The organism is Rhizobium sp. P40RR-XXII (assembly GCF_012641405.1).
GTDB lineage: Bacteria > Pseudomonadota > Alphaproteobacteria > Rhizobiales > Rhizobiaceae > Rhizobium.
Map to the genome: position 1 here is coordinate 57,588 of NZ_JABAII010000003.1, position 13,613 is coordinate 71,200.

Annotated in this window: 13 protein-coding genes; 4 read left to right on the forward strand and 9 right to left on the reverse strand. The window is 60.1% G+C overall.

What is annotated here, in order from left to right:
* Positions 1-39 precede the first annotated feature (39 nt).
* From HGP16_RS06675 to HGP16_RS06685, 3 genes are read left to right on the forward strand one after another with little or no spacing between them, the layout of a single operon-like run.
* Positions 40-966, forward strand: coding sequence for a carbohydrate ABC transporter permease (locus HGP16_RS06675; protein ID WP_168839639.1), 927 nt, complete (start codon positions 40-42; stop codon positions 964-966).
* A complete protein-coding gene (locus tag HGP16_RS06680) occupies positions 956-1,810 on the forward strand; it encodes a carbohydrate ABC transporter permease (RefSeq protein ID WP_168839232.1) in 855 nt (284 codons plus the stop codon). The genes HGP16_RS06675 and HGP16_RS06680 overlap by 11 nt, the downstream gene beginning before the upstream one ends.
* A 32-nt stretch (positions 1,811-1,842) precedes the next feature.
* Positions 1,843-2,910, forward strand: a complete 1,068-nt coding sequence (locus tag HGP16_RS06685; RefSeq protein WP_168839233.1) for an ABC transporter ATP-binding protein — start codon at positions 1,843-1,845, stop codon at positions 2,908-2,910.
* Between the two features lie 72 nt (positions 2,911-2,982).
* On the opposite strand, the gene HGP16_RS06690 is transcribed toward HGP16_RS06685, so the two are convergent.
* Positions 2,983-4,086 carry an LLM class flavin-dependent oxidoreductase gene (locus HGP16_RS06690; RefSeq protein ID WP_246705499.1) on the reverse strand — a complete coding sequence of 368 codons (1,104 nt, stop codon included), beginning with the start codon at positions 4,084-4,086 and terminating at the stop codon, positions 2,983-2,985.
* Positions 4,087-4,212: 126 nt separating this feature from the next.
* Between HGP16_RS06690 and HGP16_RS06695 the strand changes: the two genes are divergently transcribed.
* Positions 4,213-4,770, forward strand: a complete 558-nt coding sequence (locus HGP16_RS06695) for a winged helix DNA-binding protein (RefSeq protein ID WP_168839235.1) — start codon at positions 4,213-4,215, stop codon at positions 4,768-4,770.
* A 72-nt stretch (positions 4,771-4,842) separates the two neighbouring features.
* Here the strand turns inward: HGP16_RS06695 and HGP16_RS06700 are convergent, their stop codons facing one another.
* The 8 genes from HGP16_RS06700 to hppD form a co-directional block, all read right to left on the reverse strand.
* Positions 4,843-6,129, reverse strand: coding sequence for an ABC transporter permease (locus tag HGP16_RS06700; RefSeq protein WP_168839236.1), 1,287 nt, complete (start codon positions 6,127-6,129; stop codon positions 4,843-4,845).
* Positions 6,126-6,812, reverse strand: a complete 687-nt coding sequence (locus HGP16_RS06705) for an ABC transporter ATP-binding protein (protein WP_168839237.1) — start codon at positions 6,810-6,812, stop codon at positions 6,126-6,128. Before HGP16_RS06705 ends, HGP16_RS06700 begins: the two co-directional genes overlap by 4 nt.
* A gap of 5 nt (positions 6,813-6,817) precedes the next feature.
* On the reverse strand, positions 6,818-7,282 hold the full coding sequence (locus tag HGP16_RS06710) for a hypothetical protein (protein WP_168839238.1): 465 nt from the start codon (positions 7,280-7,282) through the stop codon (positions 6,818-6,820).
* 73 nt (positions 7,283-7,355) lie between these two features.
* A complete protein-coding gene (locus HGP16_RS06715; protein ID WP_168839239.1) occupies positions 7,356-9,110 on the reverse strand; it encodes an alkaline phosphatase in 1,755 nt (584 codons plus the stop codon).
* 202 nt (positions 9,111-9,312) lie between these two features.
* Positions 9,313-9,945, reverse strand: coding sequence for a maleylacetoacetate isomerase (gene maiA, locus HGP16_RS06720; protein ID WP_168839240.1), 633 nt, complete (start codon positions 9,943-9,945; stop codon positions 9,313-9,315).
* Positions 9,942-10,967: a fumarylacetoacetate hydrolase family protein gene (locus tag HGP16_RS06725; RefSeq protein ID WP_168839241.1), complete on the reverse strand. Its 1,026-nt coding sequence runs from the start codon at positions 10,965-10,967 to the stop codon at positions 9,942-9,944. Before HGP16_RS06725 ends, maiA begins: the two co-directional genes overlap by 4 nt.
* A gap of 37 nt (positions 10,968-11,004) precedes the next feature.
* The gene (hmgA, locus tag HGP16_RS06730) at positions 11,005-12,366 is read right to left on the reverse strand and encodes a homogentisate 1,2-dioxygenase (RefSeq protein ID WP_168839242.1); all 1,362 of its coding nucleotides are present in this window, start codon (positions 12,364-12,366) and stop codon (positions 11,005-11,007) included.
* Between the two features lie 61 nt (positions 12,367-12,427).
* On the reverse strand, positions 12,428-13,537 hold the full coding sequence (gene hppD, locus HGP16_RS06735; RefSeq protein ID WP_168839243.1) for a 4-hydroxyphenylpyruvate dioxygenase: 1,110 nt from the start codon (positions 13,535-13,537) through the stop codon (positions 12,428-12,430).
* Between the last annotated feature and the right edge of the window lie 76 nt (positions 13,538-13,613).

The window sequence follows — 13,613 nt, forward strand, 5'->3', positions numbered from 1 at the left end:
CCGACCGTAGTGCCTCTTGCCGGAAAGGAGAGGCCCATGATGCTGGGCAAACATACCGACATGATCGCAAGACCAAGGCCGCGCTCCCGCAAATGGTTCAAGGGCGAGGGATGGACGGCCTTGTTCTTTCTACTGCCGGGCCTGATCGGCATAATCCTGTTCCTCGTCCTACCGATCCTTGCCTCGATCGCGCTCAGCTTCACCAATTGGCAGTTGCTCGGCACGCCGCGTTTCGTCGGCCTATCCAACTATGTGCGCCTGTTTACGACCGACCCGCAATTCTGGACGGTCATGCGCAATACCATTTTCTTCACGGTCGAATATCTGGTGCTCAATATCGTCATCTCGCTCGGGCTGGCGACCTGGATTTCGAGCCTGAAGATCGGCCAGCGCTGGTTCCGGGTGATCTTCTTCCTTCCGACCTTTACCCCGCTCATCGCCGGCGCCATGGTCTGGATGCTGATCTTTACGAGCGGCGGTCTTTTCGACAGCCTGATGGCGGGGCTGTCGCTGCCGTTTGCAGGCGTTCTCAACGATCGCACGCTCGCCATGCAGGCTGTCGTCCTGACATCGCTGTGGGCTGGCGTCGGCTATAATACGGTCCTATTCAACGCCGCTCTCGACATGGTGCCGGCAACCTATCTCGAAGCTGCGCGGATCGATGGTGCGACGGCCTGGGATCGCTTCTGGAAAATCCGCCTGCCGCTGATCTCACCGACGCTATTCTTCGGCACTGTCATGACGGCGATCACGTCGCTGCAGGTCTTCGACCAGATTTTCGTCATGACGAAGGGCGGGCCGGGATCGTCGACCGCTACGCTCGGCTATGCCATCTACCAACGCGGCTTTCAGAACTTCCAGATGGGCTATGCCTCGACCATCGCCTGGGTGATGTTCGCGCTGATCATGGCGCTGACAGCCCTGCAATTCTGGTTCCAGCGCAAATGGGTGCATTATGACGCTTAAATCCAAAACCAGAGCACGCCGGAAGCTGGTGCTCGATATGGTCAATCACGTAGCACTTGCGCTCGTGGCGATCGCTTTCCTGTTTCCCTTCTTCTGGATGGTATCGAACGCGGTGCGCTCCAACGCCGAGGTGACGGCAATCCCGGTACGCATCCTGCCGGAGGTTTTCGAATGGGGCAATTTTGCCGCCGCCTGGACCAGGCTCCCCTTCGGCCGCTTCTTCCTCAACAGCGCCATCATCGCCATCTGCGTAACAGCGATCACCGTCGTCGTCTCCTGCCTGTCCGGCTACGCCTTTGCGCGCCTGAAGTTCAGGGCGCGCGAAGCGCTGCTGCTCGGCTATATCGGCACACTGATGGTGCCGCCGCTGATGCTCATCATTCCCCTTTTTCTGATCGTCAACAAGCTGGGCCTGGTCAACACCTTCCCCGGCGTGATCCTGCCGATCTCATTCGGCACGTTCGGCGCATTCCTGATGCGACAGTTCTTCCTCTCCATTCCCATGGAGCTTGAGGAAGCGGCAAGGATCGATGGCGCCTCGCGCCTGCGCATCCTCGTCAGCATCATCGTGCCGCTGTCGATGCCGGCGATCGGACTTCTGTCGCTCTTCACCTTCATGGGGCAGTGGAACAATTTCCTCTGGCCGCTGATCGTCATGACTGGGGCCGACAATGCCACTTTGCCCGTCGGCCTCACCATGTTCCAGACGCAGCAGGGCACGCAGTGGAACTATCTGATGGCCGGCGCCACCCTTTCCATGCTTCCAGGCATCGTCCTCGCGATCATCCTGCAGAAGCTCATCTACAACAGCATCGCCCTCAATGCGGGCATGGGCGGGCGCTGAGGCGTCGGCCGACATTTTCGGGAGAGAGATCCATGGCAAAACTGACCATTCGCAACGCCATCAAACGCTACGGTGCACTCGAAGTGCTGCATGGCGTCTCCGTCGCAGCGCAAGACGGCGAGTTCGTGGTGCTTGTGGGACCCTCGGGCTGCGGTAAATCCACGTTGCTGCGCATGATCGCCGGGCTGGAAAGCATCAGCGACGGCGAGATCGAAATCGGCGACCGCATCGTCAACGATCTCGAACCCAATGAGCGCGACATCGCCATGGTGTTCCAGTCCTACGCGCTCTATCCACATATGACCGTGCGCGACAACATGGCCTTTTCGCTGAAGCTCGCGCGCCGCAGCCGGCAGGAGATCGAGGAGAAGGTGAACGATGCCGCCGCGATCCTCGACCTCGCCGCCCTCCTCGATCGTTACCCCCGGCAATTGTCCGGCGGCCAGCGCCAGCGCGTAGCGATGGGGCGTGCCATCGTCCGCAATCCAGCGGTCTTCCTCTTCGACGAGCCGCTTTCTAATCTGGATGCTAAACTTCGTGTGCAGATGCGCACCGAAATCAAGACACTTCATCAGCGGCTCGGAACCACCATGGTCTATGTCACACACGACCAAATGGAAGCGATGACCATGGCCGACCGCATCGTCGTCATGCGTGGCGGCCACATCGAACAGATCGGCTGTCCGCTTGAAATCTACGATGCACCCGTCAACAGCTTCGTCGCCGGCTTTATCGGATCGCCATCGATGAACTTCATTGACGGCCTCGTCGTCGACCGAAACGGAGCCCTGCAATTGCAAGTTTCGGAAAATCTGCGCTGGCCGCTGCCGGAAAGCGCTCGCCGCCATCTCGGCCGATCCGTCCAGCTCGGCATCCGCCCCGAACATATCGCCATTGAAGCAGATGGCGTTCCGGCCAAGGTGGTCATCATCGAGCCGACGGGCTCGGACACGCATCTGCAATTGCAGGCCGGCGCTCAGTCGATCGTCGCAGCCGTCAGGGACCGCCCCTCGGTGTCACCCGGCCAGCCGATCCAACTCAGGATCGATCCGGCAAAGGCACATCTGTTCGATCCGTCGAACGGCCAGCGTCTGCAGTGAGCATGCTTCTCCGCTTGAAGCGGAAGGCTGCTGTGCAGCCTCCTCCTCTTAGATCCTCGATCCTCGACGAATTCAGGCCGCCGTACACGGCGTTGAAACCGGCTTGCGAATGCCGGCCTGCTTCAACAAAGGAAGCACCCGGTCACGGAAATACGGGAACTCGGCATTATAATCGACAAATGAAATAGTCGTTCCGCTAAAACCAGCCTTGTGAAGGGCAAGAATACCCTCAGCGACCTGCTCTGGCGTCCCGACGAGCGGGAAACCGCCATGTCCGGCAGCCATCCGATCCCGGATCAAGGCCAGCAAGTCATGGGGGAAGGATTGTGCGTGCGCGAATTGCAGGCGCACCAGATTGTCGACAGCCCCCCAGTCCGCATTGTCTTTTCCAAAATGCCGGAGATAGTCTCGTGCCTCCGCTTCTGTCGGTCGGCAGACGACATGGGCGAAGGTAAGGACGCCCAAATTGCGACCGGCGGCTTTGCCTTGCTGTTTCAATTCGGCAATTTCAGTCGTCGAACGGTCCAAATCTATGGCCGGCGTAAACAGAAAATCGGCATTCCGCACGGCGAAGGCGCGGCCTTGGCCGGAACCCGCGGCATTGAGGATAGGAGCATGACACCGAGGGCGGGGATCACCAAGGACATTCTTAAGATGAAAGAACTGTCCGTCATAGTCGAAGGACTGATCTCGCTCCCATAGGCTTTTGACGACATCAAACCATTCCTCCGCATAGGCATAGCGGCTTTCATGATTGGCGGGCAGATCAAGCCCCAGCGCTTTATATTCCGGCTGGTTCCAACCGGCCACTATGTTGAGGCCGATCCGGCCTTTGCTGATCTGATCGATCGTCGCCATTTGCTTGGCAACGACGACCGGATGGTTCGCAGCCGTGTGAATGGTGGCAAAGACATTGATCTTGTTCGTGCTGGCGAGCAAACCCGCTGCCCACGTCATCGTTTCCAGCACATTACCGTGGAAATTGGTGTCGCCGCCGTAGCCGATCCATCGGGCGATCGGCAACATGAAATCAATGCCCGCTTCATCGAGCTGGCGCGCCAGTTTCAGATTATTGTCCCAGGAATTGACCCAGCGTTCCGGGACCTTGGTGACGCTCATGCCGCTGGAGCAATTGCTGGCGAAAGTGCCAAGCAAAAATTGCCCTGCGGCGAACATGGAGTTCTCCGACATTTCGTTCCCTTTATTTTTTGATATAATTTACAATAGAAATTCTATTTGAAACTTCAAATTTGTCAACGTTCACTATCTTGGCGCCGCATCAACATCCCGCAAAGGAAGCATATGAGCACTGAAACCGAAGACCAGAAAAGTCATCCGCGTGGCTTAGATCGAAGCTGGCACCTGGCGCAAACGCCGCTACAAGTGGACCTGACCGAATTGGAATTCGCCCTCATGCGCGCGTTCGAAGCGTTCGGTCGCTGGCAAACCGAATGCCTGGCTTCGGTCATCGGACTGGCAGCGAGCGGCCCCGAGAACGCCATGCTCCATATAATTCGCATGCATGACAGACCCAAATCCATCAAGGATCTTGCCCGCCTGTCCAATCGGGAAGACATCCCGAACATGCAGTACAGCTTGAGAAAGCTGGTCGGCGCGAGACTGGTGGAAAGAAAGGGCAGCGGCCGTTCGGGAGTCACATATTCTGTGACCCAAAAGGGCCGAGACATCACAGACGAATACGCCGCGGTGCGCTCGGCCCTTCTGGTGAAAGCCGTACAAGGCGTACCGAACATGGGGCGCCGTTTGGAGGAAGCGTCCAGCACATTGGACCTGATGACCGGCATTTACGAGCACGTGGCCAGAAGCGCGGCGACACATCGTCGCTTTTCAGAAGACTAGGTTTCGGCTTACCGCCGGCGTTGCGGACGATATCAGGCCGGATCCATCCGGAATATTTTGGCCAAGCCCAGGTCAGGCGCCCAGCGCCGCCGCCGGGCTGGAGCGCAAGGCACTGAATGCGGGCACGATCGATATGATCGCCGCGACGGCTGCAAAGCCGCCGATAAGCCATAGATCGTCGAAGGAAAAGCCGACGGGCAGACGCACGGCGGTCGAGGCGGCAAGCCTTGCCGAGATCACCAATGCCGCGATATAGCCGAGCGCAATGCCAAGTGCGATGCCAGCGGCAAAGAGGATGAAGAGCTCGCCCCAGACGAGCACGACGATCGAGTGGATCGGCGTGCCGAGCGCCCGCAAGGCGCCGATCTGCCGGCGCCTGGAGCCGACATGCATGATGGTGACGAGCACGATTGCGGCAATGACGATCGCCTGCGTGCCGAGCGCAATCGCCAAGAGAAGGCTGCGGGCATCGCCGAGCGTTGTGTAGAGCCTGGTCAGCACCTCGGCCGGAAAGACGCCGAGCGTCGTACCAGTGCGGTATTCCTGCCGCAGGCGGTAGGCATCGGCAATGGTCTTCGGCTTGACGAGCACGGCCGGAACGCCAGGCGTCTGCGCGTCGAAATGCTCGTCCAGCGGCGCATCGGCATCGACATGGCCATGCTCATGGCCTTCTTCGTGGCCGGCGGCGTGTTCATGCGGCTCGGCGCCATGCGCATCGGCCGCGTCATCATCATGATCGTGATGGTCCTCCTCGCCATGCATGCCGTGCAATTGCCAGACGGCGCGGATCGGCACGAGGATAGCCCGATCCCAGGCAGTGCCCGTCGGCGCCATGCGGCCGGTGACCTTATAGGCAATCGCGGTATGGGTTTCGCCGCCGGTTTCGGCCGTGCCATGCATCGGCTTGATCTCCGCACCTATCGACAAGGCGACATCGGAGCCGACCACCGCTTCGCCGAGGCGCGAGAACATTGCGCCCTGCGACAAGGAAGGCGAAAGAGAGGAAATGAAGCCGCTCGTCGTGCCGACGATCGGATGTCCGTAGGCGGAATCACCGAAGCCGACGGGTGCCGCCAGCGCGACGCGCGGATCATCGGCAAGGCGGGAAAGGACAGCGCCCTCCATCAGCGGCAGCGGCGCTGGCTGCAGGAAGACGGCCGAAAGCGCCAGCTGGGTCTCGCTGCCGGCGGCGCCCACAAGCAGATCGAATTTCTCAGCGGCACGGGCGCTGCCGAGCCGGACGGCCCGCTCCTGCAGCGTCACGGTCACGCTCAAGGCGACCGATAGGGCAATCAAGACTACGACGGCGAGCGCTCCGCTCCAGAAACGGCGCAGATCGGCAAGAATGAAAGCGATCATTGCGCGGCGACCTCTTGGCTGTCTTCCTCGATGCGGCCGCTCGCCAGGTTGATGCGACGGCCAAGACGCTCGGCAAGAACAGCGTCATGCGTCACGACGACCAGCGTCGTTCCTTCTTCGGCTGAAAGCTGCAGCAGCAGTTCCGCAACCTCCTTGCCCGCCTGCCGGTCGAGGCTGGCGGTCGGCTCATCGGCGACGACGACGCCCGGGCGCGATAAAAGTGCGCGCGCAACGGCAACGCGCTGCATCTCACCGCGCGACAGGGTTTCGATCTTCTGCTGCGGGCGGGCGATACCGGTCACGGACAGCAGATGAAGCGCGCGCGCCCGCTCGCCCGGCGTGAGACGCCGCGCCAGCTTGACCGGAAGCACGACGTTTTCGAAGGCGGACAGACCGGGAAACAGATGGAAATCCTGCATTACGAGACCGATATTGCGCGCGCGAAACGCATCGCGCCGGCCGGAGGAAAGCCGGGTGATCTCGGTGCCGCTCCAGGAAATGCTGCCGCGCGTCACCTTCTCCAGGCCGGTGATGGCGTTGACGAAGGTGCTTTTGCCGGAGCCGGATGCACCGGTGATCGCAAGCCTGCCGCCGGCCGGCAGATGGAAGCGCTCAATGGCGAGCACAGGCGCGGCCAAACCCGGAAACTGCATTTCAAGACTGGAGACATCGAGGGCGAGCATAGGAATCAAACAGTCCTGAACGAGGCGTCCCGGAGACGCAATTGGCTGATGAAACCTGTTTCCGGATCCGTCCACGAGCCGAATTCCAGGACGCCGCGTGCCATGATCGGCGCATTGTACTGCACGAATGTCTGCTTGGACGAGAGATAGACCACCACGATATTATCAGGCCAATCGGCATCGGAAGAGCAGAACGGGCAAAGCGACATCGGAATTTCGGTGAGGACGAAGAAAGCCGCCTCCGCCTTCAAGGGCGGCGCCATGAAGCCGTTGATGGCGACATCCTTGCCGTTCAGCTGCGTCACCTTGTCGGAAAATTCGAGACCGAGCGGACCGAAGCTCTTGTAGAGCTCACCGAAGCCGAGCTTTTCCGCAGCATTCGCGCGCGTGACAATACCCATCAGCGGCAGCATGGCAGCGCCAGTGAGCAACGTCCGGCGGTTGATGACGACGGTCTGATCCCGAGACATGAGAACCCTCATGAAAAATGGAGGGACAGGCGACCAGAAGCCGCCTGTCCCAATTCACGGATATGAACAGATTTTACATCTTTTCAGAGCCAAGAGCGAAGGCATCGACCAGCACGTGGTAGACATCGCTCTGTTCCATATAGCCCCGGAAGCCTTCGGCACCCGGACCGGCGGCCTGCAGCACGACGTCGTCGACGGCATGGACGCCGCTGTCCTCGTCCTTCGGAATATTGCCCTGCACGAAGACGGCGCCAGGCACATCCTTGTAGGCTTCATTGGCAACATATTCCTTCTTCTCGTTCTGGATCGCCGGAACGAAAGGACCGTCGAGCTTCGGACGGAAGGTCTCGTAGTGATCCGGACCGTTATTGGCGGCCATGAACAGGCGGCGCGAAACGTCGACGCGGTCCGGATAGCCGTCGCCATCCTTATCCTCATAGTTCGGGAAGCCGGCGGCCGCATAGGTGCCGACCTTCTCGCGCATTTCGGTGCCCGGCTTGTCGTCGTCTACCGTACCGATGATCGAGACGCCATGCGTATGGTCGCCGGTGACGACGATCAGCGTATCCGGGTTCTTGGCCTGAAATTCGCGGGCAACGGCAACGGCCTTGTCGAACTCGATGGTTTCGACCAGGGTGCGATCCCAGTCGAGCGGATGGCTCATCTTGTCGATGGATGCGCCTTCGACCATCAGGAAGAAGCCTTCCGGATTCTTGGACAGCTTGTCGAGCGCGACCTTGGTCATGTCGACCAGGCCCGGCTGGTTCGGGAACTTGTCGACCGTGCCCTTCTTGAGGAATTCGCGGTCAAGCGTGACATCGAGGTTGCCGGTGTGGAAGAGGCCGAGCAGCTTGTCCTGGTTGGAGCCCGTCGCCGTCGCCAGCTCGTTCTTGTCGGTTGCAACGGCATAGCCTGCGTCCTTGAAGAGCGCGATATAGTCCTTGTCGTCCTTGCGCTTCGAGCCCGGCACGCTCTTTGCCAGGAAATAGGCCGAGCCGCCGCCGAGCAGGACATCCGGCTTGACGCCGTACATCATGCCGACGATGTCGGCCTTGTCGGCGCGCTTGCGCGTATGGGAAACCAGCGCCGCCGGCGTCGCGTCCTCGACCTCGGCCGTGGTCACGATGCCGAGCGATTTCTTGCCGGTGCGGCGAAGGGCCTCGCCGATCGTTTCGACCTTGGGGTCGTCCAGGCTGGCCGGCGTGCGGTCGGCATAGACGCCGAGCGCGTTCACGGCGGACTTGTGGCCGGTCATATAGGCCGACATGGTATTGGCGCTGTCGGTGGCGATGGCCGACGTCGAGGACGTGCCGATGAAGGCGACGGGCGGAATGTCGTCCATGGCGAGACGGCCATTGGCTTTGCCTTCGGTCATGCCCTTGGACATGATGCGGGCGCCCGTGCGATGCGCGACGGAGAGACCGTCGCCGAGCAGGAAGATGATGTTCTTCGCCTTCGGTGTGGCCGAGGTGCCGTAGACATCCCAGTTGACAGCCTTCTTCTCGTCGCCGGCCGACACCTCGACCTTATACTGGCCGGTCTTTGCAAGCTTGACGCCGCGAAGGATCAGGGCCGATCCGAGAACCTTGTCTTCAGCACCCTTTTCTTCCGCGACAAAATCGGCGGCCTTGCCGAAAGCGGCCTCATAGCTTTCCTCGTTGACCGTGACCTTGACGTCTTCCGGCTTGACGACCTTGCTGAATTCCACCTTGAAATCGAATGGCGAGCCGGCAAGTACCGTCGCCCGGTCCAACGGATAGACCGTCGCTGCGTGTGCTGCACCGGCCAATACGGTCGCAGACATCATGGAGAGAACAAGTTTACGCATTTTATACCCCCTGCGTCGTGGTTGCTTCCCTCTCCTCACTTATAAAAGCCAGATGACAATCATGTAAAAAAGAGTCGACTTTCTGCAACCGGAAATTCAAAAGGGGCACTCGCTAAGGAAGACTGATTGTATGTGCCGCATCTAAAGGACGGCGCGAACGGCCTGAATGCCGGGACCATCGCCGCAGGGGACACGTAATTCGCTACGGCTTTGCGCGATCGGGATGTGCCGCCTGAAAAGGCGGCAAATTCGTGCACCTGCCATCGATTTCGACGATGCGCTTGAGATCGGTCAGGTCCACGCCCCAGCGGCGGGCATTGTAGACCTGCGGCACAAGGCAGATATCCGCCATGGTCGGCGTGTCGCCAAAGCTGAAGCGACCATCGAACCTGCTCAACATGATCTCGAGCTTGCGAAGGCCGGCGGCAATGAAATGCCTCATCCATTCCTCGCGGGCGTCGGCTCTATCCGTGATGGTCATGACATGGGCGGCAACATACGTATTGCAAATGGGATGGATATCCATGGCGATCGCATAGGCAAGTGCGCGCACATGCTGGCGGCCGGCGCTATCCGGGGGCATCAAACGGCTCTCGGGCCGAAGCTCGGCCAGATATTCGATGATGGAAAGCGACTGCGTCAGGATTTCTCCGTCGATCATGAGCGCCGGCACGAAGCCTTGCGGATTGAGCACCAGATAATCGGCGCTATTCTGTTCGCCTTCCAGCAGGTTGATGGATACGCGCCTATAAGCGATACCGAGCATGTTGAGCGCAATGCGGACGCGGTAGCTGGCGGACGAGCGCCAGTAATCGTAGAGAACGACGTCGCTCATCGCGGCTCGGCCCCCAGGTATTTTTCGACTGATTGTTCGATCGCCCCGAAGATCGAGTGCCCGGTACGGTCCTGCATTTCGATGCGGACCTGATCGCCGAACCGCAGGAACTGTGTCTTCGGCGATCCGGTTTCGATCGTCTCGATCATGCGGAGCTCGGCAATGCAGGAGTAGCCATCGCCGCCATTCTCGACCGGCTTGCCCGGCCCGCCGTCAAGCTTGTTGGATACCGTTCCCGAGCCGATGATCGTGCCGGCCACAAGGCTGCGGGTCTTGGCCGCGTGCGCAATCAGCGCGCCGAAATCGAATGTCATGTCGACGCCGGCATTCGCCCTGCCGAAAGGCTTGCCGTTCACGGCAACCAGCAGCGGCAGATGCAGCTTACCGCCATCCCATGCCTCGCCAAGCTCAGTCGGCGTAACGGCGACCGGCGAGAACGCCGATGCCGGCTTGGATTGGAAAAAGCCGAAGCCTTTTGCCAGCTCCTGCGGGATCAGGCCGCGCAGCGACACGTCATTGACGAGCATCACCAGCCGGATGGCCTGCCGCGCCATGTCCGGACTGGCGCCCATGGGAACGTCACCGACGACGACGGCAACCTCGCCCTCCATGTCGATGCCATAGGCTTCATCGGCCGCAAGGATCGGATCGCGCGGCGCCAGAAAGCCGTCCGAGCCGCCTTGATACATCAGCGGATCGACCCAGAAGCTTGCCGGCATTTCGGCATTGCGCGCCTTGCGCACCAGTTCCACATGATTGACGTAGGCCGAGCCGTCGGCCCATTGATAGGCGCGCGGCAGCGGCGATGCGGCATCATGTTCGTGAAATCGCATGGTCGGCTGCGCACCGGTCTCGATACCCTCCGCGACCAGGGCGAGCCTGGGTGCCACATGCTCCCAATCGTCGAGGGCCGCCTGCAGGCTGCGGGCGATGTGACCGACCTCGGAACAACGGGTCAGATCACGCGAGACGACGACAAGCCGGCCGTCTCTGGTGGAGTCCTTCAAGGTCGCAAGCTTCATATCTAGGCTCCGATGTCAGAGAATAAGTCGCCAGTCTTCACTTGATGCCGGGCGTTCCGTCGAACCGGCGCTCAAGACCGTCCCAGCATTCCAGATAGTCATCCTGCAGCGTGTCCAGCTCGGCGGCATATTTCGTCAGCTGCTGCGGGAAACGGGTTTCAAACATGAAGGCCATGGTATGATCGAGCTTCACCGGCTTCAATTCGGAATTCGACGCCTTTTCGAAGCCGGATGCATCAGGCCCATGCGGCAGCATCATATTGTGCAGGCTGATACCTCCAGGCACGAAGCCCTTTTCCTTCGCATCATACTGGCCGTGGATCAGGCCCATGAACTCGCTCATGATATTGCGATGATACCAGGGTGGGCGGAAGGTATGTTCGGCCACCAGCCAGCGCGGCGGGAAGATGACGAAATCGACATTCGCGGTGCCAGCACTTTCGGTCGGGGCGGTCAGCACCGTGAAGATCGACGGATCGGGATGGTCGAAGAGGATGGCACCGACGGGGGAGAACGTCCGCAGATCGTATTTATAGGGGATGTAGTTGCCGTGCCAGGCGACGACGTCGAGGGGAGAGTGGCCGATCTCCGTGACATAGAACTTGCCGCACCATTTGACATGCACCCGGCAAGGCGTTTCCTTATCCTCGAAGGCGGCAACCGGCGTCTTGAAGTCACGCGGATTGGCAAGGCAATTGGCGCCGATCGGTCCGCGCTCCGGCAGCGTGAATTTCGCGCCGTAATTCTCACAAATATAGCCGCGCCAGACCTCTTCGTCGCCCTTGCGCGTCACCTTGAACATCATGCCGCGCGGAATGACGCATATTTCCAGGGGCGCGACATCCATGATGCCCATTTCGGTGAAGACCCTGATGGCGCCGACCTGGGGAACGACCAGCAGCTCGCCATCGGCGTCGAAGAAATAATCGTCGACCATATCCTCGTTGAAGACATAGGCATGGGCGGCCATGCCGGCCTGGGTCAGAACGTCGCCGCCGGTCGTGATCGTGCGGATCCCTTCGAGAAAGGTCAGCCTTTCGGTCGGTGTCGGCAGCGGATCCCAGCGGAGCTGGCCAAGCGGAAGGGAATGGTCATCCAGGCAGGGTGCTGATTTCCAGAACGGATAGGAGGCGTTGGAAAAGCGCCGCGTGTGGCGCACGCTCGGACGGATGCGATAGAGCCAGGATCGCTCGTTCGTGCCGCGCGGCGCCGTGAAGGGCGAACCGGAAAGCTGCTCGGCATAAAGACCATAATTGCACTTCTGCGGACTGTTCTGTCCCTGTGGCAGTGCGCCGGGAAGTGCCTCCGTTTCGAAGTCGTTGCCGAAGCCCGGCATATATTGCAGCGCTTCCGCCGCTGTTGCCTGGCGGTCGGAAGCCTTGGATATCGTCTGGTCCATCGCTCCACTCCTCCCGAGAGCTGAAGGCGGCCTCACGTTTTGGCGGGGCCGCCCGAAAGAATTATTCGGCGGCCGTGCCGATGACGCCGCGCTTGATCTGGTCGGCCTCGATCGATTCGAACAGCGCGCGGAAATTGCCTTCGCCGAAGCCTTCGTCACCCTTGCGCTGGATGAACTCGAAGAAGATCGGGCCGATGACGGTCTTGGAGAAGATCTGCAGCAGGATCTTCGTCACGCCGCCATTCACCACGCCTTCGCCGTCAATAAGGATACCATGTTTCTTCATGCGCTCGACGGGTTCTTCGTGCCCATTCACGCGCGCATAGGACATATCGTAATAGGTCGCTGGCGGGCCGGGCATGAAGCGCAGGCCGTTTTCGGCGAGCGTATCGGTCGCCTGATAGATATCATCCGTACCGACGGCGATATGCTGGATGCCTTCGCCCTTGTACTTCTTCAGGAACTCCTCGATCTGGCTGGTATCGTCCTTCGATTCATTCAGCGGAATGCGGATCTTGCCGCAGGGCGAGGTAATCGCCCGGCTCACGAGACCAGTGATGCGTCCGTCGATATCGAAGAAGTGGATCTGCTTGAAATTGAACAGGTCGCGATAGAAGTCCCACCATTTGTCCATGTTGCCGCGGAAGACATTGTGCGTCAGATGGTCGAGATAATAGAAGCCGACGCCTTCGGGGTTGGGATTGGCTTCGCCGATCCAATCGAATTCGGCATCGTAGGCTGATCCTTTCTTGCCGTAGGTCTCGACGAAATAGAGCAACGAGCCGCCAATGCCGACGATTGCCGGAACATCGAGGGCCTTGTCAGTCCCCTCATAAGCAACGGCCCCCTTGGAGACAGCGTGGTCGAAGGCGTGCTTGGCGTCGACCACGCGCCAGGCCATGGACGGCGCCGCCGGGCCATGATCGGCAATGAAGCGGGCGGCGTGGCTGCCGGGCTCTGCGTTCAGGATGTAGTTGATGTCTCCCTGGCGCCAGACGGTGATATCTGTTGTCTTGTGCTTGGCAACCGCGACATAGCCCATGCGGGTGAAGAGCTCGCGCAGTTTCTCCGGCTCGGGATGAGCGAATTCGACGAATTCGAAGCCGTCTGTGCCGGCCGGATTGTCGGCGGTGATTTCGGACGGCGGCGCATCATGCGGAAAAGGACCCATTTTCTCCTCCTCAGAGACGGTACTTTGACTATGCAAAGTATGGCCCAAAACACGCGCAAAGTGCTTGCATTCTCCA